The sequence below is a fragment of the Staphylococcus sp. LKG3-1 genome, assembly GCF_048568385.1.
Lineage (GTDB): Bacteria > Bacillota > Bacilli > Staphylococcales > Staphylococcaceae > Staphylococcus > Staphylococcus saprophyticus.
On record NZ_CP183796.1, the window covers coordinates 99,324 to 123,070 of the forward strand.

General features: G+C 34.6%; 25 protein-coding genes. All 25 read left to right on the forward strand.

The features are described 5' to 3' along the window. The 25 genes from ACM595_RS00525 to ACM595_RS00645 all read left to right on the forward strand — a co-directional run bounded on the left by ACM595_RS00525 (window position 1) and on the right by ACM595_RS00645 (window position 23,733). Window positions 1-1,434 carry a phage portal protein gene (locus tag ACM595_RS00525; RefSeq protein ID WP_419744391.1) on the forward strand — a complete coding sequence of 478 codons (1,434 nt, stop codon included), beginning with the start codon at window positions 1-3 and terminating at the stop codon, window positions 1,432-1,434. 13 nt (window positions 1,435-1,447) lie between these two features. Next, on the forward strand, window positions 1,448-2,347 hold the full coding sequence (locus ACM595_RS00530) for a phage minor head protein (RefSeq protein WP_419744392.1): 900 nt from the start codon (window positions 1,448-1,450) through the stop codon (window positions 2,345-2,347). Between the two features lie 93 nt (window positions 2,348-2,440). After that, window positions 2,441-3,034, forward strand: coding sequence for a phage scaffolding protein (locus tag ACM595_RS00535; RefSeq protein ID WP_419744393.1), 594 nt, complete (start codon window positions 2,441-2,443; stop codon window positions 3,032-3,034). A gap of 18 nt (window positions 3,035-3,052) precedes the next feature. Beyond that, a complete protein-coding gene (locus tag ACM595_RS00540) occupies window positions 3,053-3,871 on the forward strand; it encodes a N4-gp56 family major capsid protein (protein WP_419744394.1) in 819 nt (272 codons plus the stop codon). A 14-nt stretch (window positions 3,872-3,885) separates the two neighbouring features. Continuing rightward, on the forward strand, window positions 3,886-4,179 hold the full coding sequence (locus tag ACM595_RS00545; RefSeq protein ID WP_419744395.1) for a Rho termination factor N-terminal domain-containing protein: 294 nt from the start codon (window positions 3,886-3,888) through the stop codon (window positions 4,177-4,179). Then, a complete protein-coding gene (locus tag ACM595_RS00550) occupies window positions 4,179-4,493 on the forward strand; it encodes a phage head-tail connector protein (protein ID WP_419744396.1) in 315 nt (104 codons plus the stop codon). Before ACM595_RS00545 ends, ACM595_RS00550 begins: the two co-directional genes overlap by 1 nt. After that, window positions 4,486-4,818: a phage head closure protein gene (locus tag ACM595_RS00555; RefSeq protein ID WP_419744397.1), complete on the forward strand. Its 333-nt coding sequence runs from the start codon at window positions 4,486-4,488 to the stop codon at window positions 4,816-4,818. Before ACM595_RS00550 ends, ACM595_RS00555 begins: the two co-directional genes overlap by 8 nt. Further along, window positions 4,811-5,227 carry an HK97-gp10 family putative phage morphogenesis protein gene (locus ACM595_RS00560; protein ID WP_419744398.1) on the forward strand — a complete coding sequence of 139 codons (417 nt, stop codon included), beginning with the start codon at window positions 4,811-4,813 and terminating at the stop codon, window positions 5,225-5,227. The genes ACM595_RS00555 and ACM595_RS00560 overlap by 8 nt, the downstream gene beginning before the upstream one ends. Before the next feature lie 12 nt (window positions 5,228-5,239). After that, the gene (locus ACM595_RS00565) at window positions 5,240-5,662 is read left to right on the forward strand and encodes a DUF3168 domain-containing protein (protein WP_419744399.1); all 423 of its coding nucleotides are present in this window, start codon (window positions 5,240-5,242) and stop codon (window positions 5,660-5,662) included. A 3-nt stretch (window positions 5,663-5,665) separates the two neighbouring features. Beyond that, window positions 5,666-6,193 (forward strand): phage tail protein, encoded by a 528-nt coding sequence (locus ACM595_RS00570; RefSeq protein WP_078072853.1) that lies wholly within the window; start codon window positions 5,666-5,668, stop codon window positions 6,191-6,193. Window positions 6,194-6,251: 58 nt separating this feature from the next. Continuing rightward, the gene (locus tag ACM595_RS00575) at window positions 6,252-6,749 is read left to right on the forward strand and encodes a tail assembly chaperone (protein ID WP_419744400.1); all 498 of its coding nucleotides are present in this window, start codon (window positions 6,252-6,254) and stop codon (window positions 6,747-6,749) included. 53 nt (window positions 6,750-6,802) lie between these two features. Beyond that, complete coding sequence (locus ACM595_RS00580) at window positions 6,803-7,099, forward strand: hypothetical protein (protein WP_419744401.1); 297 nt, start codon at window positions 6,803-6,805, stop codon at window positions 7,097-7,099. Window positions 7,100-7,102: 3 nt separating this feature from the next. Further along, window positions 7,103-10,039 carry a phage tail protein gene (locus ACM595_RS00585; protein WP_419744402.1) on the forward strand — a complete coding sequence of 979 codons (2,937 nt, stop codon included), beginning with the start codon at window positions 7,103-7,105 and terminating at the stop codon, window positions 10,037-10,039. Between the two features lie 11 nt (window positions 10,040-10,050). Then, complete coding sequence (locus ACM595_RS00590) at window positions 10,051-10,965, forward strand: phage tail protein (protein ID WP_419744403.1); 915 nt, start codon at window positions 10,051-10,053, stop codon at window positions 10,963-10,965. A 14-nt stretch (window positions 10,966-10,979) separates the two neighbouring features. Next, complete coding sequence (locus ACM595_RS00595) at window positions 10,980-12,452, forward strand: DUF7643 domain-containing protein (protein WP_419744404.1); 1,473 nt, start codon at window positions 10,980-10,982, stop codon at window positions 12,450-12,452. After that, window positions 12,452-14,341 carry a hypothetical protein gene (locus ACM595_RS00600; protein ID WP_419744405.1) on the forward strand — a complete coding sequence of 630 codons (1,890 nt, stop codon included), beginning with the start codon at window positions 12,452-12,454 and terminating at the stop codon, window positions 14,339-14,341. Before ACM595_RS00595 ends, ACM595_RS00600 begins: the two co-directional genes overlap by 1 nt. After that, window positions 14,342-16,267, forward strand: coding sequence for a BppU family phage baseplate upper protein (locus tag ACM595_RS00605; RefSeq protein ID WP_419744406.1), 1,926 nt, complete (start codon window positions 14,342-14,344; stop codon window positions 16,265-16,267). Next, entirely contained in the window at window positions 16,267-16,614 is a 348-nt protein-coding gene (locus ACM595_RS00610; RefSeq protein ID WP_419744407.1) for a DUF2977 domain-containing protein, read from the forward strand. Before ACM595_RS00605 ends, ACM595_RS00610 begins: the two co-directional genes overlap by 1 nt. Further along, on the forward strand, window positions 16,601-16,762 hold the full coding sequence (locus ACM595_RS00615; protein ID WP_078072845.1) for an XkdX family protein: 162 nt from the start codon (window positions 16,601-16,603) through the stop codon (window positions 16,760-16,762). Before ACM595_RS00610 ends, ACM595_RS00615 begins: the two co-directional genes overlap by 14 nt. Before the next feature lie 37 nt (window positions 16,763-16,799). Beyond that, window positions 16,800-17,234, forward strand: coding sequence for a hypothetical protein (locus ACM595_RS00620; RefSeq protein WP_419744408.1), 435 nt, complete (start codon window positions 16,800-16,802; stop codon window positions 17,232-17,234). Continuing rightward, entirely contained in the window at window positions 17,218-17,622 is a 405-nt protein-coding gene (locus ACM595_RS00625; protein WP_078072843.1) for a hypothetical protein, read from the forward strand. The genes ACM595_RS00620 and ACM595_RS00625 overlap by 17 nt, the downstream gene beginning before the upstream one ends. Window positions 17,623-17,674: 52 nt before the next feature. Then, the gene (locus ACM595_RS00630; protein WP_419744409.1) at window positions 17,675-19,600 is read left to right on the forward strand and encodes a glucosaminidase domain-containing protein; all 1,926 of its coding nucleotides are present in this window, start codon (window positions 17,675-17,677) and stop codon (window positions 19,598-19,600) included. Window positions 19,601-19,741: 141 nt separating this feature from the next. Further along, entirely contained in the window at window positions 19,742-21,973 is a 2,232-nt protein-coding gene (locus tag ACM595_RS00635; protein WP_419744410.1) for a BppU family phage baseplate upper protein, read from the forward strand. Between the two features lie 82 nt (window positions 21,974-22,055). Beyond that, window positions 22,056-22,343, forward strand: a complete 288-nt coding sequence (locus ACM595_RS00640) for a phage holin (RefSeq protein WP_419744411.1) — start codon at window positions 22,056-22,058, stop codon at window positions 22,341-22,343. Between the two features lie 10 nt (window positions 22,344-22,353). Further along, window positions 22,354-23,733, forward strand: coding sequence for an N-acetylmuramoyl-L-alanine amidase (locus tag ACM595_RS00645; protein WP_419744412.1), 1,380 nt, complete (start codon window positions 22,354-22,356; stop codon window positions 23,731-23,733). Window positions 23,734-23,747 lie beyond the last annotated feature (14 nt).

Consider the following 23,747-nt stretch of genomic DNA (forward strand, 5'->3'; position numbering starts at 1 on the left):
GTGATTAACATATACTTACCTAATGAAAAGCCATATGGTGAACGTATTGTAGAAGCAATCAAACCTAAATATGAAACACAAGAAGAAATGATAGTTAGATTAATCAATGATCATAAGCAAAACATAAATGATATAACTATCGGTCAACGTTATTATGACAAAAAGAGTGACATACTAGATATCAAAGCAAAATTGGATGCAGATGGGAATGTAGATATTGATAAACCGGATTGGCGTATCACTACTAACTTCCATCAAAACTTAGTAGACCAAAAAGTTGGTTACACAGTAGGTAATCCAATAACTTTGTCATGTGATAACGAACAAGCTACAAAACAATTAGATGAATTCTTTGATAATCGCTGGGATAACAAACTAATTGATATATTAACTGCTGCAAGTAATAAAGGTATTGAGTGGTTACAACCTTATATTGATGAACAAGGGGAGTTTAAACTATTCAGAGTACCTGCAGAACAAGCAATCCCTATTTGGACTGATAAGGAACGTGAGAAGTTACAAGCGTTCATTCGATTCTACACACTTAACGATGAAGAAAAGGTTGAGTATTGGACTGATACAGAAGTTACTTATTATGTAAAAGAATATGAGCAACTAATACCAGATTATTATCATGGTGAGAACAACGTACAACCGCATTTTAACGGTGGTAACTGGGGCAAGGTGCCATTTATCCCATTCAAGAATAATCCCGAAGAAACAAGCGATATTCACATGTATAAAACAATTATTGATGCTATAGACAAACGTTTATCAGATACACAAAATATGTTTGATGAATCTGCCGAATTAATCTACATTCTTAAAGGTTATGAGGGTGAAGATTTAAAAGAGTTTATGCGTAACCTTAAATACTACAAAGCAATTAATGTAGATGGAGATAATGGTGGTGTTGATACTATACAAGTTGAAGTACCAGTAGCAAGCACTAAAGAGTATTTAGAGATTATGCGTGCTTATCTTATGGAATTTGGCCAAGCAGTCGATTTCCAAACAGATAAGTTTGGTAATAGCCCTAGTGGTATCGCACTTAAATTTTTATACGGTAACTTGGACTTGAAAGCTAATAAACTACGTAACAAAACAAAAGTTGCTATACAAGAGTTATTAGGGTATGTGATTGACTTCTATCATATTAAAGTAGAAGTTAAAGATATCGAAATAGTATTCAACTACAACCGTATGATGAATGAATCAGAGCAATCTCAAATCGGTGCGCAATCACAATACTTATCTAAAGAAACACTTGTTACTAATCACCCTTGGGTAACTGATCCAACAGCAGAGCTTGAACGTATGGAACAAGAACACATAGAGTATCAAGAACAACAAATCGAAGAAGAAGGTGACGTTGATGGCGAAGAACAACAAGGACAATCGAAAGAAAAACGTCAAGATACGAAACCAGAGTGACGCAGATAACTATATGGAATATCTATTGTCTTTAGCGTTAAAGGCTTTAGATATTGTTTTTTTACGTTTAATTCGTTCTATCAAAGCAGATATAGCCGAAATGTATGAACGTTACCAATCGGGCGATGATTATGTTACTTGGACTGAATTTAATAAGTTTAATCGCATGAACAAGTTACTTACACGTATAGAAAAACAGGCAAAGAAAGAATATGTAGAAGTAGCTAAAGAGATTAAAGAGTCGCAAGAACTAACCTATATTGAAAAGCATATGACTAGCATGTATATATATGAGCAAGCAAGTCAAATACCAATGGACTTTGAATTGCCAGGAAGTAAAGAAGTAGAAAAGGCTATTGAGCAACCAATTGATAAGATTAAATTAGATCCTACGTTACAGAAACACCGTGACAATGTATTAGATAAAATACGTATTATCATTACACAAGGTGTGATGAATGGTGATGGTTATGCAAAGGTAGCACAAGCTATTGAAAAAGAATTGCAAATGTCTAAACAACAAGCTATGAGAGTTGCACGTACCGAATTAGGTAGAGCGCAATCGCAAGCTACATTAGATAGTGCAATGGATGCTAAGAATAATGGTTTAGATATGAAAAAGAAGTGGTTAGCTACATTAGATACACGTACACGTCATACACACCAACATTTAGACGGGCAATCAGTAGACGTAGAAGATTCATTTGAATCTAGTGGTTGTAAAGGACAAGCACCACATATGTTTATAGGTATAAATAGCGCTAAAGAGAATATTAATTGTAGATGTACATTGATGTTCTATATGGATGACGATGAATTACCTACAGTAAGACGTACAAAAAATGATGAAGGTAAAAGTGAAGTTATCCCATTTGTTACCTATAGAGAATGGGAGCGAATGAAACGTAAATAATACTCGCCCTAGACATGGCGTTAAAAGGTCTATTTTTTATGCAAAAATTCTTCGTGGCGTTGCACGTAAAACTCGTAAAAGGAGCAAACGAAAATGGACTTAAACGCAGTGTTAACTCAATTCGAGAATGGTGAAATAGACAAACAGAAAGTAATTGACTCAATAGAGGAAAATAATTCTGGAATGGTACCACGTTCACGTCTTAATGATAAGAACGCAGAAATTAAAGACCTTAAAGAAGAAATTACTAACCGTGATTCTCAAATTGAAAAGTTAGAGAAATCAGTAGACCAAGATAGCGAGTTTCAAAAAGAACTCGAACAACTTAAACAGTCAAACGCTGATTGGCAAGACAAGTACCAACAATCACAATTGAATAACGCAATCAAGTTAGGAGTAGCAAAAGATGCTAACGATCCTGACGATATTCTAGCTTTCATTAAAACAGATGACCTAGAATTGCAAGACGATGGCAAATTAAAAGGTTTAGATGACGCATTAAAGAATTTGCGTGAATCTAAGCCTTATTTATTTGCAGAAACAAAACCTACAGGACGTAAACCAGAAGATGGTGGCAATCCTACAGGTGGCATTACAAAAGAGCAATTCGACAAAATGGGTGTCGCTGAACGTAACGAATTATATACAAGTAATCCCGACACCTATAACCAATTAGCTCAACAATAATAGAAAAGAGGTTATAGCATGGCTAAAGGTACAACTAAAAAGGCAACACAAATTATTCCTGAAGTATTAGCACCAATGATGCAAGCAGAATTAGAAAATAACTTACGATTTGCAGGATTTGCGGATATTGACAACACATTAGTAGGCCAACCCGGCGATACTTTATCATTCCCAGCTTTCTTATACAGTGGAGATGCTGTAGTAGTTGGTGAAGGTGAAGAAATTCCGATTGATCAACTAGAAACTTCAAGACGTGAAGCTAAGATTCGTAAAACTGGTAAAGGTACAGAAATCACTGACGAAGTATTATTAAGTGGTTATGGCGACCCTCAAGGTGAAGCAGTACGTCAACATGGTTTAGCACATGCCAACAAAGTAGATAATGATGTATTAGAAGCATTACGAGGAGCAACAGTATCAGTAGACGCTGATGTATCTACTATCGCTGGTGTAGAACAAGCTATCGATGCTTTCAATGATGAAGATTTAGAACCAACTGTTTTATTCGTTAATCCTAAGGATGCTACTAAATTACGTAATAGTGCTGGTATTAACTTCACTCGTGCAACTGATTTAGGCGATGACATTTTAGTTAAAGGTGCATTTGGTGAAGTGTTAGGCGCTACTATTGTACGTTCTAACAAATTAAAAGAAGGAGAAGCATACATTGCTAAACGCGGTGCAGTTAAATTAATTACAAAACGTGACTTCTTCTTAGAAACTGAACGTGACGCATCTCGTAAAGCTACTGCGTTATTCTCTGATAAGCACTATGTAGCTTACTTATACGACGAATCTAAAGTAGTTAAAATTGGTGGAGCTGACACAGGCGCATAAAGGAGTGATTCATAGTGACGAATAAAGTAATCAAGTATTTTACCGACTTACAAGACAATAACCATGAATACAACGAAGGTGATGTTTTCCCTCGTGAAGGTAAAGAAGTAAGTGAAGAAAGATTAGCTGAATTATCCACAAAGAATAACCGACAAGGTGTGCCTTTAATAGAGCGCGTTCAAGAGCAAATTAATTACAATGATATGAAAGTATCAGAGCTAAAAGAACTTGCTAAAGAACGTGAAGTTGAAGGCTACAGTGATATGAAGAAAGCAGAATTAATTGAGGTATTAGAGGGTGGTAAATAATGGACGCAAAAGACGTCAAACTATTTAATCAATTACCACTTGAAAATACTGACAATGATGACACTTTTATCGAACTTATTAAACTATATAAACCTTTAGCAGATGACTATTGTAATCGTGAATTTGATTTAGATAATCTACCTAGTGGTGTTAAGAAATTTATAGCTGATTGTATCAAATATGGGTCTACTGGCAATATCGCTAGTCGTTCTATGGGTACAGTCAGCTATTCTTATGTAACTGACATTCCCGATAGTATGTATAAGCCGTTGAAACCATACAGAAAGCTTAGTTGGAGTGGTAAACATGTTTAATCCTTACAATGAGTTTCCACATGCAATACAGTTAGGTGTTCGTGAAACTATTGGTGATTACCGTAATGAACGAGAGCGCTTTAAAAGCGAAAAAGTCGTATATGGATTTATGGACACACCTAGTACAAATGAACGCCTTTTGTATCATCAAATGGATAACTCGTTTGACCGTAATCTATACACACCGTATGACTTGCCAATTAATCATAATAAAACATTATTCAAGTATGAGGGTAGAATCTACGAGTGTGTAGGAGAGCCGATTGATCAAGGTGGGCAACATAAAATCAATCTTACTAAGTTGAAGGTGGTACCTATTGGCTAAAGTAAAATATGGGAATATGGAGTTAGTTGCAGCATTAGAAGATTATCGTGATGATATGGAAAAGTGGGTTAAAAAAGGCATATACCGAGTTACTAACGTTATAGCTAACACCGCTAAATCATTAGCGCCTGTTGATGATGGTAATTTACGTAAAAGTATTACTACTGATATGCGTGATAGTGGATTTACTGGTGTAATTAATGTTGGAGCAAATTACGCAATATACGTTGAATATGGCACAGGGATTTATTCTCAAGGACCCGGTGGAAGTCGTGCTAAGAAGATACCCTGGACTTATTATAGCGATAAGTTAAATAGATGGGTAACGACTAAAGGCCAACATGCACAACCTTTTTGGAACCCTGCAATAGATGCTGGTAGGAAAGAGTTTAATAAGTATTTTTCATAAGGTGGTTAAGATATGTGGGTATCAGTGCAAACAGATTTATCTGAAAGTATTTACAACAAATTGAAAAGCAACCCTATCATTCAAAATCAATTGGGTGGTAGGGTTTTTGATTCCGTTCAAAAAGACGCTGTATACCCATATATCATTGTGGGTGAAACCAACGTCACTAATAAGGAATCTACTACAAGCATGCGTGAAGATGTAGGTATCATTATTCATGTGTATAGCCAAACTAAGACTAAATATGAAGTGAATAAAATACTTCAGTTTTTAGGTTTAGTTTTAAACAGAGAAATAGATCTCAGAGATTATGAATTTATTAGAAGTCGTATAGATGACCAACAAGTGTTTGATGATGTAGATCAATTCACTAAGCACGGCATCATTCGACTTCTTTTTAAATACAGACACAAGACTAAATATGAAGGAGTGTAGCTAATGGCTCAAAGTAGTTATATTGCAGTTGTGCAACCAACTAATGACCAACTACCTAATGGCGAAGGATTATTGCTTGCCGATTTACAAGAGGGTGGACATACCATCTCTACTGAATTAGCAGAGTTAATCAAAGCAGGTAAAACAGATTATGCAGTAAATAGTGTTAATGAAGAATTTTCTTTAACAATGGGCTATGTACGTGGAGATAAAGGGCAAGAACAATTAAAACGTGCAGTCAAAGCCGGCGAACAATTACGTGTATGGATTATTGAAACTAAAAAGTATGAAGATGGCTATCATGCTGTATTTGGTTATGTTATCAACGAAGAATATGAGAAATCATTTGATGATGAAGATGACACAATCGAAATGACGCAAAAAGTTAAGTTTAATAGTGCTGATGGTGTTGAAAAGAACATCCCACCAGAATGGTTAAACCCAAGCGCAGCAGCAGAAACTGTCGAATACGAAAGTATTGGCGAATACACAGGAACATACGAAGAACGCAAAGCATCAACTGGTGCGTAATTCAAAGGGGCTACATGCCCCTATTTTTTTATATCAAACTTGAGGAGTGTATTTATAAATGGCAAAGCAAACTAAAGAAACTGGCATCACAGTTTTAAATATTAATGGTGAAGATTACAAAGCAAGAGGATCATTCTACTTCGACCAAAAAGCAGAGAAATATGCTACAGAAGATAAAGAAGGCAATGTTGTTGATGGCTTTTCTAATATCTACCAAGACTTATTAAACCGTAAAACTAAAGCGTTATATCAATTTTGGGATTGTGCATTAGCATACAAACAAAAAGGACCTTCATTTGAAGATATTATGGTGAAAATTGATGAAGTAATCGATGAAAAAGGTACTACAATTGAACTTATTCAAGGGGCATTATCTGTTTTAAGTAATAGTGGTTTTTTCAAGGAACAGACGGGTCAGTTCTGGAAACAAATGAACGCCGGGAAGAAAATGGCGAAAGAGGAAGACAAGGAAACAGTTCAAGAAGGAATCGAGTTCATGAAAGAGAACTACAAAGACATCATGGGCGAAGAACCTTACTTGACTACAGCCAAATAAGACGCAATACAGCGCAGTACATTGGTTATATACCAGAAAATGAACTATATAACATGACACCGAGTGAATGGAACGATTGGCTAGTAGGTTCACGTGAGAGTTTCTTAGATCAATTAGAATCTAATTTACATGCTGCGACTGCTAACGGAATTATTCAAGGTGGCAAGAAGTTAAAAGGTATGCAAAAAGAAATTGAGACAAAACGTTATGAAATACGTGGAGAACTTGAAGAATATAGGGCAGAACAAGAACGCAAACGTGCGCACAATAGACGTATGCGTGAAATACAAAAACGCGGTGCTGCTAAGTTCTTACAAGCGAATACAAATACAAGCCAGAAACGGGGGTAACGCATGGAAAAGAACTTTGTAGCTAAAATAACGGCTATTATTAGTAGTTTTGAACGTAATGTTAGAAAAGCTCAGAGGTTATCTAAAACAGCTATTCCTAACGAAATTGAAACAGATATCACTGCTAATACTAATAAATTCCAACGTGCTATTCAAAAAGCTAAAGCTATGGCACAGAAATGGCGTTCTCACAAAGTAGACATCAATGCCAATACAACACCATTTACTAGAGCGGTTGCTTTTTCTAAGGCTAAATTAGCAACATGGCGTAAACATACTGTGAAATTAGATTTCGATACTACTGGTATGACAAAAGCGCAAGTAGCTATGAGAACTTTAAGCAGAATGACAGAAGAATATCAAAGCAAGATGGATAAATTAGCTAGTAATATCAGAACATTTGGTACAATCTTCAGTCAACAAGTCAAAGGTTTAATGATTGCCAGTGTTCAAGCACTTATTCCGGTTATAGCTGGTATAGTACCAGTCATATTTGCAGTGTTAAATGCAATTAAAGCTTTATCTGGTGGAGTTGTTGCATTTGCTGGTGCAGGAGCAATTGCATTTGGTGGATTTGTAGCATATGCAGCCATGGCAACTACTGCTATTAAAATGTTAAATGATGGAACAATTAAAGCTAGTGCTGCAACACGTAAGTATCAATCTGCACTTAAAGGTGTTAAAGATGAATGGCAAGGTATTATTAAACAAAATGCTACTGCAATATTTCAGTCTATGGCTAATGGTTTAAATACCGTTAAAACTGCGTTATCTTCACTCAAACCTTTCTTTAAAGGTGTGGCAGATGGCGTAAATCAAGCTAGTAAAAAGATGTTAGAGTGGGCTAAAAACTCACAGGTAGCACAAAGATTTTTCAAAATGATGAACACAACTGGTGTTTCAGTATTTAATAAATTATTAAGTGCCTCAGGTCGTTTTGGTGATGGGCTTATTAACGTATTTACACAATTAGCTCCATTATTCCAATGGTCTGCTAACTGGATGAATAGACTAGGTGCATCATTCCAGAAATGGGCAAATAGTGCAGCGGGTCAAAATAGTATCAAACAATTCATGGAATATACGAAAACAAACTTACCTATTATTGGTAATATATTCAAAAATGTATTTGCCGGTATCTTTAACTTAATGAAAGCATTTGGATCTAACAGTACATCTATATTCAAGTATCTTGAACAAATGAGTGCAAAATTCAGAGCTTGGTCAGAAACAATTGCAAACTCGCAAGGGTTTAAAAAATTCGTTGAGTATATGCAAAAGAATGGTCCAGTAATCATGCAATTAATAGGTGATATTGTGCGTGCGTTAGTTGCCTTTGGTATTGCAATGGCGCCAATAGCAAGTGCGTTATTGAAAGTAATCACTGCAATAGCTGGTTTTGTTGCTAAGTTATTTGAAACGCATCCGGCAGTAGCAAAAGTTGTTGGCATATTAGGAATATTAGCAGGCATATTTTGGGCTTTAATGGCACCAGTAATTGCAGTAGGAACCGTTTTAAACAACGTATTCGGATTATCTTTATTAACTGTAGGCAAGCATATACTAGGTTTTATTAAAAATGCTGGTCTTTTAAAAGGCATTCTAAACATAGTAAAAGTTGCATTTGGTTTATTAATGAACCCTATTGCTAATTTAGCTAAATTGATACCACTACTAGGAACTGCTTTAACTGCGCTAACTGGTCCAGTTGGAATAGTGATTGGAGTTATAACTGCTTTAGTAGGAATAATCATTTGGTTATGGAAAACAAACGAAGGATTTAGACAAGCCATAACTAATGCTTGGCAGGTAATTTCTGAATCGGTTGGTGGCGCCATTCAATCTGTGATTAACTGGTTTACTCAATTGTGGAATAGTGTGTCTACTTTATTAGCTCCGATAATACCTTTAATTCAACAATTTGGCGCGATTATGAGTCAAATTTTAGGTGTAGTCGTTGTTGGAGCGATAAATATTTTGATTATGATGTTCCAAACTTTATGGACTTATGTCTCTGTAGCTTGGACAGCTATAGGTGGAATTATTATGGCTGCAGTCCAATTAATCGTCGGCATTTTCACTGCTTTAGTTCAATTTTTATCAGGCGATGTATCAGGTGCCTGGGTAACTTTGGAAAATACGATAAGTGTGGTTATGCAGACAATTTGGGGTACCATTCAACAAATTTGGTCGTTAATTTCTAACTATATATTCTCAATTCTAAGTAGAATCACTGGCCAAAACATCACAAGTTGGTCGCAAGTTTTCAGTATAATTTCTGATAAATTATCTCAAGCTTGGGGCGCAGCTCAACAATGGATGGGCAATATTCTAAATACGATAGTTAATGCATTAGTCCAAGTTGTAGCTAATGCAATAGCGAAAATGGTTGAATTTGCTCAAGGTATTGGAGATGGCGTCCGTAATGGTTGGCAAGCAGCTATGAACTTCTTAGGACAATTTAAACAAGCTGGTGTTGATTTAATCATGGGCTTAGTAAATGGTGTTATTAGCATGGCACACAGATTAGTATCAGCAGTTGAAGGTGTGGTTGGAAACGCAATTTCTGCCGCTAAAAACTTACTTAATCAGCATTCACCATCAAAGGTATTTGAAGAAATAGGTATGTATACTATGCAAGGTTTCATTAATGGGATAAACGGTCAAGGTGGAGCTGTTGTTAAAAACATGCGTCATCTAATGCAAGATGCAGTTGATGCTTTCCAACCAAACATAGGATTAGATAGCAATTTAACTGATGGTCTTGATAGCTCAATGACAGGTAATGTTGATTCACATATGACTAAAGATGTTAAACATAGCATGCAAGAAAACAATAGACCTATTGTTAACGTACAAGTACGTAATGAAGGTGATATTGACTTTATTAAATCAACTATTGAAGATATGAACTCAAGGGATAGCTTGATGTACACGTAGGAGGGTTGCTCGTGTTAATATCACACGATGTAGAAATAGTAAAAAATAATAAATATCGTATAAGCGACAACTCTTTCACTGGTACTGATTTAGTTGTCGCTTCTTTTAATGTTGAAGGTGCTGAATATGAAAGGGATTTCGGAACGATTGATAGAATTAATGGCCGTTTTCTTAATTCCAGTCGTGAAGATCATAAGACGGTTAAAATGACATTGAGATATAACGTTGATAAACCAGCATATGCAGCACTTCTTAAATCAAGGATGCAATCTTTGTTCAGTGGAAGTTTTTATATGCGAGAGTTAGCAACAAACGACAATACAATTCCGTATATAAGTTTAGGACAAGCTAATCATTCGTTTGACCTAGAATATGTGGACGGTAGACAAATTAAAGTAGTATTAACTAGCCCTATATCATTCGATACAACGCAAACCGCAGGATTAATTGATTTAGAGTTTGAAACTATTGGCTCGCCTTATTTTGAAAGCATAGCTTATAGTACAGAATTAGAAAATGACCCTAATTTGAATTATTGGGATGTTGGTGAAGAATTAGGTTTTGATAAAGAAGATGTATATAGAAAATGTACATTTGAAAACTTAATGGACGGTTGGTTATATTATGCAGGTGATGTAACGATAAATCAGTTCACCCAAGACTTCACTACTACTATCACATTAGGTGAAAATTCAAGTTTATTTAGATTCTATATATCCGATAGCGATTTGATGGAAATTAAAGGTTTGAAACTTAAAAAAGGCGATAAAATCGTTTTTGATGGAATGAGAACATACAGAAACGGTAAATCTATTGACGAATATGCATTTGGTCCTCAACCAATGATTAGACCAGGTGGTAACAACTTCCATTTTAACCAAGTAGTGGCTAAAGTCGTTTATAAATACAAGTTGTACTTTAGATAGTTAGGAGAGCATAAATGAAATTATTCAATTTACAAGGTCGTGCTTATCCTATCAAAGTAAGTACGACTTTAAACGAAAAAGTATCAGAAGATGGAACATTAGATTTTGAGATTATAGAAAATTCATACACTTATGATGTCGTAGGCAGTATTACAAAAATGTGGACTGTTAGTGAAGTAGGTGGAGTTAACGATAAAAGAGTATATAGAATTGTTATGTTGGATAAATCATCTGTAGGCGAAAAGCTTAAAATAAGCGTTAAAGCTAGAGAACGTGAAATAGATGATCTACAAAACAAACGGATATATGAAACTTTTACCGGTAGCTTTACTGGTAGTAAATATTTTGATTTGGTGTTCAAAGGCACTAATTATAAATATAAATTCACCCACAAAGTGAAAGCGAAGAAGTTTGAAAACGTGGGTGATGGCGAATCTAAACTTGATGTGATGAAAAAAGGTTTAGAAAGTTTTGGTCTTGAATACTCATATGATGAACCTAGTAAAACATTCACGTTTACTCCGTCAATACAAAATAAAGCTAAATATTTTTTCGACAGTAAAATAAATGCTAATAGCATCAAAATAGAAGAAGATGCTACTAAATGTTACACATACATTAAAGGTTATGGTGATTACACTGGTGAACAAAGTTATTTAGAAGGTGGATTAAAAGTAGAATACGAACACCCTCTATCGAGTGTAATCGGACGTAGAGAGGCGCCACCAATTAAGAATGGAAACATTACTAAGATAGATACTATGAAGGCTTATTTAGAGTCCGAAATAGACAAAAGTTTAAACGTTTCCATTTCAATTGATTTCATAAGTCTGCCAGAAACATTTAAAGAAGCAGTACCACGTATTGGAGATGTAGTTAAACTACGTGAAGATATTACAGGTATTAACAATGAAGATGTTCGGATTGTTGAAATAACAACTAAACGTGATCCATACGGAAAAATCGTTAAACAAGATGTTGTCGTAGGTGATTTTAGACTACGTGAAAGATACAATCGTCGAATTCATAATGCAGCAAACTTTGTTAGTAATTTAGGCGGTATGGGTGGACTAGGTGGTCAGGGTGGAGCAATTAATTTTAATACCAATATGCGTAATTTAGATGCGCAACTTAAAGCTACATCATTAGCTACCACTAAATTAATAGATAGTTCACAAGCACTAAATTATGATGTTCAAGGTATAACAAGTAAAGGTGATAACGGGGTTGTTGCGTTGAGAGGAAATGGTGTTGTTTATTCAAAAGATAATGCTAATTTCAATGTTGCTATTGATGGTAAAGGAATCAATCCTAAAGCCATACCAACAGCCACTACTTCATCAAATGGCGCAATGAGCAAAGAAGATAAAGCTAAATTAGATAATTTCACAGGAAATAGTTTCTTATTAACTGACGAATCAAATTCAGATAAAAAATATAAAGTTTCCATTTATAATGGACAATTTAAAATCCAGGAGGTTAAATGATGGCGTACACAACGAACCTTCATCCGATATTCGGAACTTCGATAATAAAGCAACTCGAATACAATTTTGAATATTTATATGAATTCAAAAAAACAATATCAAACAGTTTACAAGAACATAAAAATGCTAAAACAGCACATAAAGCCACACAAATTAGTTACGGTGATGAACCGATTTCTGATTTTGTGGCTTTTTTAAATGGTCGAATTAGCAACTTAGTATTAGGTCACAATGGTAATGGTATAAATGAAGTTAAAGACGCTAGGACAGACAATATAGGCGTTGGGCATCCTACATTACAAGATAGGTTAAGACGTGATTATTTAAACTATATGGTTGATAAAAAAGCTATTTTAGACAAAGTAGAAAGTACCAGAAAAGAATTAATGGATATCGAATATAGATTTGATCCATTACACCAAGAACCACAATTCATTACTGACTTATCACCTTATACAAACGCAGTTATGCAGTCATTTTGGTTTGACCCATACACACATATAATTTATATGACACAAGCTAGACCAGGTAACCATTATATGCTAACGAGATTAAAACCTAATGGCCAATACATCGATAGATTGTTAGTTAAAAACGGTGGGCATGGTACCCACAACGGTTATAGATACGTTGATGGTCAATTATGGATTTATTCAGCAGTGTTAGATAGTAATAACAAGAATAAGTTCGTAAGATTTAAATATAGAAAAGGTGAAATTGTTTACGGTAATGACATGGAAGATGTCATGCCTAATACATTTAACACACGTTATTCTAATGCGATTTATAACCCTAAAGAAGATTTATTAATTGTTCGACGTGAATATACAGAATCTGAAAAAGCTAAGTACCAAGCGATGAACTTTGTTGAAATAAGAAGTATGAAAGACATAGATAAAAATATAGACAAAGTATTGTATAAATTAACGATACCAGGATCATATACAACACCAACACAACCTATGCAAGGTATAACATATGATGATGGTATTTTATATTGGTATACAGGCGATAGTAATCCTAGTAATCCAAACTATCTATTAGCTTATGATGTTAAAACTGGTGATCAGTTATGGCGTAAGACGATTAAAATTGGTGGAGTTAATGGCACTTATACTGGTAATTTCCAAGAAGCAGAAGGTATGGCTATGTATTACGATCACGATACTGGTAAAAAAGCATTACTACTAGGTGTTACTACAGGTCCAGGTAACAATAGACATCACGAAGTTTATTCTATAGGACAAAGAGATATAAACGAAATACTTAAGAATAGAGTAGCACCAGTGGCAATGTATGAAACCGGTGGACGTACAAAACCAATGCCTGTTCAAGGTACTGATTTACTATCTAAAGTAACAGAAATCGGTCATTACTATTTGTATACTACCGACACTTTAACTATTGCAGATTTCCCTTTATCTAAAGCATGGAAAGACGCAGGTTGGTATTTGGATGTATTACCAGGGCATGTTAATGGTGCGTTAAGACAAGTGTTAACTCGTAACAGTACAGGGCGTAATATGGTTAGATTTGAAAGAATCATAAGTGTGTTTGATCCTAAAGCATCTGGACCATGGAACTATGTTTCTTTATCAGCTGGTAAATGGGAACGCATACCGAAATCAATCACGTTATTAAAAGACTTAGATATTGTGGGTATGACTTTTTATATAACTACCGAAGAAAGTAAAAGATTCAAAGACTTTCCTAAAGATTACAAAGGCGTTGCGGGGTGGTTGTTAGAAGTTAAAGGCAACTCTACTGGCGCATTTACACACGTATTGAGAAGGAACAACTATGCATATCATCATCAATTCTTAGTGAAAAATTATGCTAAAAAAAACACTTCCAAATGGTCAGTATTTGATGGAAAAGAGGTAGATTAGATGACAAAAGATAATTTCTCAAAAGATGATAATAGTATCGAATTACAAACGACGTCTAAACAGCAGAATTTAGGGAATACCAATATTCAATTTTACAATATGGATAGTGGAACAGCAGTATTAAATTTTATTGTAACTAAGAATGATAGACCATTTGAGATTGGACCAAGTAACGCTAAAACATCGATTGCATTAAAAACTTCAAACTATACAGTTGAAAATGGTGTGTTTATTTCAGACGATTTAACGTTTGTCGACCCAATCAACGGAAGATTATCATATACACTTCCAGATTCGATATTATCCTATACTGGCACTGTACATGGTCAAGTATATTTCGCACAAAACGGTTCTAGTAATGTGATTGTGCAAAGAGAATTTACTTTCACTGTAGCTAACGATCTAATTAGCAATATTCACGCGACAACAAAATTAACACACATTAAAACTTTAAACGATATAACAGAAAGTATTAAAGACGAAGTTGATTTAATTAAAAATAGTTTGTCAGGTGGTCGTGATGTAGTTGAAGGCATTAATAACACTGTATCAGATGGCATCGCTCAATTAGAACATAAGCAAAATGAAACTGTTGAATTAATAACAACACTTGAAAATGAGAAGTCATCTATCTTTGCAAAAAAGGTCGATGGCTTTTTAAGTGAAGTAGAATCGAAAAAGAATGAAATTGATACTGATATTACAAGACTAGAATCTGAAATGAGTAACGCAAATGTGCTTTTATCTACTAATACTGAAAATTGGCAAAAACACGCTTTAACTGATTCAAATGGTTATATAAAAGAGTTAGACGGAGTAAGTATCGAACAAATTCTAAAAAGTTCGACGGGCAGCACTATTTATCATATTACTAACGCAACAGACGCACCATCTTTCAACATGGTTGAATCAATTCCAAGCACTGTAGAAACGCCGACAGTACCCGACACATCAGATGATGTAGATACTGGTATTAATGACGATGTTCCAAATGACGAAGATAACGGCATATACGATGATCCAGAAGAAAGTGATAGTGTAACAGGTGAAACTCCAATACCAGAAGTTGTGGCAAGTGGCGAGTCAGGTATTTTGAAAATATTTAAAGCAGATGGTAAAGGTAGAGCTACATGGGAACCAGATGATTTAAATGAAATTTATACTAGATTTTATCAAAACAATCTTTGGTATGGTTGGGGCAAAATAAACGATGAAGGTATTAGTAAAGATTATATTACAAATAATATTCAAACAGGAGTAGATACAGCAAAAGCTTATACTGATGAAAAGGTTGGTCAGTTTGGTGGGCAAAAGTATGTGTTAACTAAAGATGACGGCACACTAATCCAAGTGAATTTAGACTTTGGCTTAGCTAAACTTTATGCTTTGAAAAGTGGCGTATACTATGCAACTAATGTTCCGGATTTACCAAGTACGGTTAAATCGGTAAATGGCTACTTGAAGATATACTATAAGGATTTAACAACAGCTTATATCGAATTCACACCAATAGGTGGTACAACTCGCTACATTAAACAACTTGCAAATTCCACGTGGACTGCATTTTATACACCAGATTCTACAAATAATGTAGTGTTGTTTGAAGGTAGTGCAACTGGACAAGGTACTCAAATCAATTTAACAGATTCGTATAAAAATTATTCGAGTCTTAAATTTTACGTTAAAGGTTTTGGGGGCGATGACATTAAGGAGTTTGAAGGTAATAGAACTTCAGGTATAGTTTTATATACATTAAACGTAGTAAATGCAGATGGTAGTGATGGTCACATTAGTGAAACTACAATAACAAGAACAAGTGAAAAAGTTTTAACGATTGATAATGAAGTAACGTGGAGATTCAAAATCCTTACTGGACAACCAGTTACTAATGGCGTAGTAATAACGAAGATTGTGGGTGTTAAATAATGTTGATATTGTTAAATGAAAACAATGTGATTACATCTTATGCAACTGTAGGATCGTTAGAAAATGGATTCCAAATTAATGATGAATTGTTGCCAAATGACCTAAAAACTAACTTTGAGCCTTACAAATATAAATTACAAGATGGCAGAATTATTTTAAATGAAGATTACAAACCAATTCCAGAGACGAATGTCATTAATACACCATCAAATACACGCGATGAAGATCTATGGCAAATGGTCGCTAATTTACAGGTACAAAATGTGCAATCAAATATGATAGCGCAACAAGCACTACAAAAAGTAGAAGAATTAGAAAATAGAGGTGTTTCCAATGATCAAAGTTAAAATCCCTCGTTTCGAAGATGTAAAGATGATGTATCAACGTGGATATTATAAAAAAGATACTATTAAATGGTTTGTAGATATGAATTCATTAGATAAAGAAGAATACGCCCTTATTACTGGCGAGAAATACCCAGAGTCACAAGTTTAGCTTGTGGCTTTTTATTATATTAAAAGAAGGTGTGTAGATGTTAAAACCATTCAATAAACTAAAGTGGGCTGAAATTGAAGTTAGTAAAATGTATTTATTCACTGCTTTGTATGTATTGGTTAGATCGAGTTATTTTATTTTTAATAAAGAGGATGCTTTTCATGAAAGTGCGTTTTATATAACTTTAGATAAATTCATCCCTCTACCAGTTGTGGGGATTATAATTTTAGTTTTTGGACTAACTTATTTGTTAGGCTCATTTAACATACCCTGGCAACAACATAATAGAAATTGTAATAGGATTATTTTTGTTGGCAGTATTATTGGATTTGTTATTTATTTAATAATGGCATCGGCTTCATTTTTTACGGCCATAAATTATATATCTACTTTTCAATTCTTAGTTTTTTCTACTTGGTTTTTTACCAACGCATTAACTTCTTGGGGGGAATTATATGACCGAAGAAAATAATGGATATTGGACACCAATGCATGTACATCAAAAATCTGAACTAGATATTTACAAAGAAATTCACAGAGTAGAAAGAGAAACTCAAGAAGATATTACAGAATTAAAAAATGGTATGACAGAGTTGAATTCCTCACAAAAAGAACAAATAAGTAGACAAAAAGAAGGAAATGAACATTTAAAAAACATTAGTGAAAAATTCAGCGAATTTACTACATGGTCAATATCAGTAGACAACATTATAAGTTCTCAAGGCGAAAGGCTATCAACTATGGAAACTTCTATAGAAGAAAAAGCTAAAGCGAATAGCAGTGTTATTGGCGCAGCTTTTGCAGCGTTCGCAACAATAGTTGCAGCAGCTTTTGCTTTTGCAGCAGCCTTTTTTAATTAAGTCAGTTACTTATGTAGCTGGCTTTTTATTATGCAGTAAATGGGGTGGATAGATGGGATTACCATCGGCAAGAAGTAGAAAGCCTAGAGCGAGCGAAGTTGAAGCGTGGGCAAGAGGACAGATTGGTAAGAGGATAAATGTAGATGGACGGTATGGGGCACAGTGTTGGGACTTGCCTAACTTCTTATTCCAAAAATACTGGGGATTTAGAACATGGGGTAACGCCGTTGATATGGCTAATAATAAATACCCAAAAGGATTTTTAAAGATATATAACAAAAAGGACACAGTGCCTAAACCAGGTGACATTGCAGTATGGCATCCCAGTCCTGGAACGATTGGGTGGGCTGGACATACAGCAGTTGTTGTAGGACCTTCGACTAAAAGTTATTTTTATTCAGTAGATCAAAACTGGAAAAACGCTAATGATTACGTAGGCAGTCCTGGTAGTTTAGAAAAGCATAGTTATGTAGGTATAACATGTTTTATAAGACCGGCATATTATCCAGAAAAGAAAACAACAGGTACAACATCAAACAGTTCAAATACTAGTAAGCCAGAGCCTAAACCAAATGAAACACCACAGGTTAAAAAACCTAAATATGTTAATAAAGAAATCACCAAAGTTAAATATACATCATTTACAGAAGATGACATGGACTATCAAGAGATCGTTCATTATATGTACGATGCAACAAGTACAGATAGAACTAAAACGCCTAAAGGCATATACGTCAGAGAAAGTGAATTCTTTAGAGAGGTTAGTGATATTTACAAGCAACGTAACAAGTATATGAAACCAGAACAATTCCCTCATGCTTATGTTGATAGAGAAATGGCATGGCATTGTAGACACACTAACAGTATGTATCCTGGCAAAGAAGATTATTTAGTGTTAGAAGTATGTGGTGCAGAAACATCAAACAAACGAGAGTTTATGCTTAATCAACTAACTGCCATTTTATATGGATTGAAGTTATTAGAATGGCAAAATGTAAAATTAAGCAAAAATACTTTAAAACTATCGCCAACTATATGGCGTAGTATGAAGGACTTAATTGGTTATGACATGATCGTTGAAGGTTTTCCACCTGATGCGAAATATGAGGATGTTAAATTGAAGTTATTAGCTAATTATAAGAATATTAAAAAGTTGATGACCGAAACAATTACAACAACAACTTTGAAAACAACAATTAAGGTGAAAAATCCTAACGCAAACCAAAGTAGTGTGACGGTTAGTAAACCTGGAACTAAAAAGTCAGATAAAGTAACGCCAAAAAACAATAAGCCTAAGATTAGTGTAGAAACAACTAAGTATACATTTGCAAATGCTTTAAATAGACAGATGGGAACTAATCCACCACCACAGATAAGCAATGGTTGGTCATGGTATAACGCAAGTCGAACACAGACTAGTAATGCTATGAGTCCATCAGCGATATGGAAAAGTGGCGTACAGAAATATCAAATGCTGAATTTAGGTAAGTATCAAGGTGTACCAGTAGCAAAATTAAACGCTATTCTTAAAGGCAAAGGTAAATTAAGTGGACAAGGAGCTGCGTTTGCCAAAGCATGTAAGAAGTACAATGTAAATGAGATATATCTAATAGCGCACGCGTTTCTAGAAAGTGGCAATGGCACAAGTAACTTTGCTAGTGGTCGTTATGGCGTATATAACTTCTTTGGAATTGCTGCTTATGATAGTAATCCTAATTACTCAATTAACTATGCAAAAAGTCATGGATGGACGACACCGGCAAAAGGTATTGAAGGTGGCGCTTGGTTTGTAAGGAAATCATTCTTTGATGCTGGCAAAAACACACTTTACCGTATGCGTTGGAATCCTAGAAATCCTGCTACAATGCAATATGCTACAGATGTACGTTGGGCGCAACATCAAGCAACAACAATATACAATCTGTATAAAAAAGTAGGATTAAAAGGCATGTATTACATTAGAGATAAATACAAATAGGACTAATCACGTTGTGATTGGTCTATTTTTTATGGGGTGAATAAATGATATATAAACAAAAAGATGTCACAGCTAATATAAACAATAAGAGTGTAGATATTGGAAATATAGGCGTTAATTTTTATACAAAGGAGTGTTAAAATGGCGATATTTAAAAATAAAGATGTACAAGCGAATATCAATAATAAAGGTGTAGACATAGGAAACATTGGCGTTAATTTTTACACAGAAGATGACAATACAAGTTCTATTCGTATATACATTAAATGGAACGGACAACCTGTTAATTTAAACACAATAGATATGAAACCACGATTAGACTTGTTCCTGCAAGATAAATCAATATTCCTGAATGAGCCAGTGGATGTTGTTCTACCTCAAAGCGGGCTGATTCAATATATCATTCCTACAAAAATCATCAAGCACATAGGTAAAGTTGATGCAAAGCTGTTCCTTGAATCTGAAGAACGTTCTGTACACGTTGCTAATTTTAACTTCAACATTTCCGATAGTGGCGTTGAAAAGGCGGTAGCTAAAGAAATTAGTGTAAATATTGTCGACAATGCAGTACGCAGAATTGTCAAAGAAAATGCTATCGAGATATTAGGCGATGGTTTTGAACAGCGTCTAAACACAGATGTAGTTAAGCATTTGGATAGTAACCCTGAACTTTTTAAAGGCGAAAAAGGCGATACTGGCGAGCAAGGAATACAAGGAGAACGTGGCTTAAAAGGTGATACCGGTGAAAGAGGACCACAAGGGTTACAAGGTCCTAGAGGTTTCAACGGTCAAGATGGATTGAATGGCGCTAGAGGAGAAAAAGGCGATACTGGAGAACGGGGACCACAAGGATTTAAGGGTGAGAAAGGAACGGAAGGGAAAAATAGTACACAAGTAAACTACAGAGATGTGAAAATCATTGCGGATATTCCTTTACAATTTGAAGGCTATCAAGAAGAATTAGCAATAAATAATACAACTTGGTATTATCCTCAAGGGTTGGCTTTAGATGATGAGTACTATTTTGTTTCTTACGGCACGCCTTCAAACAATGCAAAAACTATATTGGTAATTTATGACCGATCATTTAATACAATATGCAAATATTACTTAGGTAATCAATACACTGAAAGTTTACATGTTGAAAAGAAAAATGGTTTAAGGTATCTTTATTGCCAAGTGAAAAGTGGTTATATTTCTAAATTTGACATAAGCAATATTGTTAAAACACAGACAACAAAACCTATCGGAACACCAATATCTGAATATAATGTAGGTCTTTTATATAGATTCACAAAAACAAATAGTGGTTGGGTTGTTGAACAAAACAATCAATCAAAAGGTGTTTATAATCAACAAGATACATTGTTTATATATGATGAAGAGTTTCAAAACAGTAAAGGATTAATAAGAACATTCCCTAATGCAGCAGAAGATTTAGAAAAAGTCAGTTTTAAAAAGCAATCTTTAGTTTTCAATTTAGGTAGTATTAAATATATTGTAGGTGGTTTATATCGCAAAGGCGATGGTACTTATCCTTATTTCTCACAAGGTGTGATTGAAATAGGTCCTGATGGACAGATAGCTAACGACTACACTTATTCACCTGATGAGCTTATGAATAAATTAGAAAGTTTGAATAAAACATATGACCGTATAGAGCATGAAGGTTCTTACATTTATAATAATGAATTGTACAGTTCAGTTGCATATAGAGATAGTAGCAGTGTGGACTCAAAGCAAAACGGATTGCTAATAGTAAAGTATGGTGATTCTGATAAAGACTTTACTATGAAAGACAACTTCGTGAATAATATCCCTAATACCTTATACAATCCTTATAAAACAAATATAAACAGTTCTTTAATTAATGAGTTTACAGGAGAAGAAATTAAAGATTTTAAAACTTTAATAAAGTATATGGCAAAGTCTTATATTCCTAAAATTGTTTTTTATTCATCAAGAGTTAGCATGAAGGATTTAGATGATAATAATTTACCTGGTTCAAGAAGAATCGAAGTCGAAAATATGAACAACTACACTTTCTTTATAAGATATGCTGGTGTAAATGTAGATGATTTTTACCTAATTTCATATGATAAAAACAAAGATACATTTTCAACAGCTAAAACAGGAAGAGAAGAAAGGAAACCATCTTTCGATTTATTATCTATAGATTATGCTACTCACTTTTATGTTTATAATGCTATTAATTCGCCAGAAGGTGCAAGTAGTAATGGTTTTGTTAAAGTAAAAACCGATAATAACGTAAGAAGAATGATTTACGAACCTGAAAACAGTTGGGATAGTTATGTAAATATCTATTACAGTGGGAGTTGGAAGGGTTGGAAGAAAGTTACTACTGTAATTTAAATGTATAACGAAGAAACAACAAAAGCATAAATCAAATTAAGTCACTCCTAACGGGGTGGCTTTTTATTATGGAGGTTTTTAAATGGATATTACAAAAGGAACCGCAGTAAGAATTTTAGCTTTAATTTTAGCTTTAATAAATCAACAACTTACAAAACATGGTATTAGTCCTATTCCTAGTGACGACCAAATGTTAAGCGATATCGTTGTGTGGATTATTGGAGCATACACAGCTTATAAAGATAACCCAATAACTAAAGAAGGTAAGCAAGCAAACGATAAATTAAAGCAATTGAAATATGAAAAGAAACAACCGACTAACGGTAAGGCACCTAGTGATTTTGACGCAGATAAAGACGGACAAATATAGGAGGGGTTAAATGACTGTAAATAAAACTAAAGCACAAGCAATAGCTTATATGAAGTCCCTTAAAGGTAAAGGTTGGGATTTTGATGGAGCTTTTGGGTGGCAATGTTTTGATCTAAGTAACATGCAATGGAACTATTTAACAGGTGGACGTTTAGCTGGTTACTATGCTAAGGATATTCCTTTTGAAAATAATTTCGATGGTTTAGCAACTGTATATAAAAACACACCATCATTTCTCCCAGAAGAAGGGGATATTTTTGTAATGGATGAAAAGTACGGACAAGGTGCTGGACATACTGGAATGGTATGGAGTGCTAACCTAAACACCTTTGTAGGATTAGAGCAAAATTGGTATGGGGGTGGAAGATATAAAACTGAAGTAGCTCAACTTGTCACTCACACATATGATATGAATATGCATTTCATTCGCCCACATTATAAAGCTAAAGCAAGCGTTGTATCTAAAGCCAAAGATAAAATTTCTAAACCTAGCACATCTAAAGCAACAAGTAAAAAAATATTAATCGCAAGTGGCCACGGATATTCGGATGGGGGTGCAGAAGGTAACGGTACAAATGAACGTGACTTTATTCGTAAACACATTGCTCCAAATGTACAAAAGTATCTTAAACAAGCAGGTCACACTGTTGATTTATACGGTGGAAGCAAGCAAGACCAAAACTTATACACTGATACTGCATATGGAGAACGTATTGGGAACCACAAAGACTACGGCATGTATTGGGTACACAAGCAGAAATATGACATAGTCGTTGAGTTACATCTTGACGCAGCAGGTGCAAGTGCATCAGGTGGTCATGTAATCATTTCTAATCAATGGCCAGCAGATAAAGTGGACAAAGATATTAACAATTGTTTGAAAGCTACTGTGGGTACAATAAGAGGTATTGACCCACGCAATGATCTACTCAATGCTAATGTAGCTGGTCGTTTAGGTACGAATTACAGACTTGTGGAAATGGGCTTTATCACGAATAAAAAAGATATGAATTATCTTAAAAAGAACTATGACAAGTTTAGCAAAGAGTTGGCAGGGGCTATCAATGGTAAACCAATTGGTGGTACAAGTGCAGGAAGTAAAAAAACCACTTGGAACTGGAAGGGCAGATTTACTGCAAATACTACTATCAAGGTTAGACGTAAACCTGGATTAAGTGGCGCAGTTGTTGACAAAGGTTCTTGGATATACAAAAACCAATGGGTAGATTTTGTAAGTGTAACTAAGAAAGATAACTATTGGTGGGTTAAATTTAAATATCCGACGAATCCGAAAGCTGGTTATTTCTATATGGCTATTTGTAAGATAACAGATAAAAAGGAACGACTCAAAAAAGAGAAAAAGTTATTTGGTAAGATTAAATATAAATAATATGATAGAATTGA

Bases quoted from the DNA above. Each gene is read 5' to 3' on its own strand.
- ACM595_RS00575 (WP_419744400.1), top strand. From the start codon at position 6,252: ATGGCAAAGCAAACTAAAGAAACTGGCATCACAGTTTTAAATATTAAT.
- ACM595_RS00585 (WP_419744402.1), top strand. From the start codon at position 7,103: ATGGAAAAGAACTTTGTAGCTAAAATAACGGCTATTATTAGTAGTTTT.
- ACM595_RS00535 (WP_419744393.1), top strand. From the start codon at position 2,441: ATGGACTTAAACGCAGTGTTAACTCAATTCGAGAATGGTGAAATAGAC.
- ACM595_RS00635 (WP_419744410.1), top strand. From the start codon at position 19,742: ATGGCGATATTTAAAAATAAAGATGTACAAGCGAATATCAATAATAAA.
- ACM595_RS00610 (WP_419744407.1), top strand. From the start codon at position 16,267: ATGTTGATATTGTTAAATGAAAACAATGTGATTACATCTTATGCAACT.
- ACM595_RS00605 (WP_419744406.1), top strand. From the start codon at position 14,342: ATGACAAAAGATAATTTCTCAAAAGATGATAATAGTATCGAATTACAA.
- ACM595_RS00555 (WP_419744397.1), top strand. From the start codon at position 4,486: ATGTTTAATCCTTACAATGAGTTTCCACATGCAATACAGTTAGGTGTT.
- ACM595_RS00645 (WP_419744412.1), top strand. From the start codon at position 22,354: ATGACTGTAAATAAAACTAAAGCACAAGCAATAGCTTATATGAAGTCC.
- ACM595_RS00625 (WP_078072843.1), top strand. From the start codon at position 17,218: ATGACCGAAGAAAATAATGGATATTGGACACCAATGCATGTACATCAA.
- ACM595_RS00540 (WP_419744394.1), top strand. From the start codon at position 3,053: ATGGCTAAAGGTACAACTAAAAAGGCAACACAAATTATTCCTGAAGTA.
- ACM595_RS00565 (WP_419744399.1), top strand. From the start codon at position 5,240: ATGTGGGTATCAGTGCAAACAGATTTATCTGAAAGTATTTACAACAAA.
- ACM595_RS00580 (WP_419744401.1), top strand. From the start codon at position 6,803: ATGACACCGAGTGAATGGAACGATTGGCTAGTAGGTTCACGTGAGAGT.
- ACM595_RS00640 (WP_419744411.1), top strand. From the start codon at position 22,056: ATGGATATTACAAAAGGAACCGCAGTAAGAATTTTAGCTTTAATTTTA.
- ACM595_RS00615 (WP_078072845.1), top strand. From the start codon at position 16,601: ATGATCAAAGTTAAAATCCCTCGTTTCGAAGATGTAAAGATGATGTAT.
- ACM595_RS00595 (WP_419744404.1), top strand. From the start codon at position 10,980: ATGAAATTATTCAATTTACAAGGTCGTGCTTATCCTATCAAAGTAAGT.
- ACM595_RS00630 (WP_419744409.1), top strand. From the start codon at position 17,675: ATGGGATTACCATCGGCAAGAAGTAGAAAGCCTAGAGCGAGCGAAGTT.
- ACM595_RS00570 (WP_078072853.1), top strand. From the start codon at position 5,666: ATGGCTCAAAGTAGTTATATTGCAGTTGTGCAACCAACTAATGACCAA.
- ACM595_RS00620 (WP_419744408.1), top strand. From the start codon at position 16,800: ATGTTAAAACCATTCAATAAACTAAAGTGGGCTGAAATTGAAGTTAGT.
- ACM595_RS00600 (WP_419744405.1), top strand. From the start codon at position 12,452: ATGGCGTACACAACGAACCTTCATCCGATATTCGGAACTTCGATAATA.
- ACM595_RS00550 (WP_419744396.1), top strand. From the start codon at position 4,179: ATGGACGCAAAAGACGTCAAACTATTTAATCAATTACCACTTGAAAAT.
- ACM595_RS00530 (WP_419744392.1), top strand. From the start codon at position 1,448: ATGGAATATCTATTGTCTTTAGCGTTAAAGGCTTTAGATATTGTTTTT.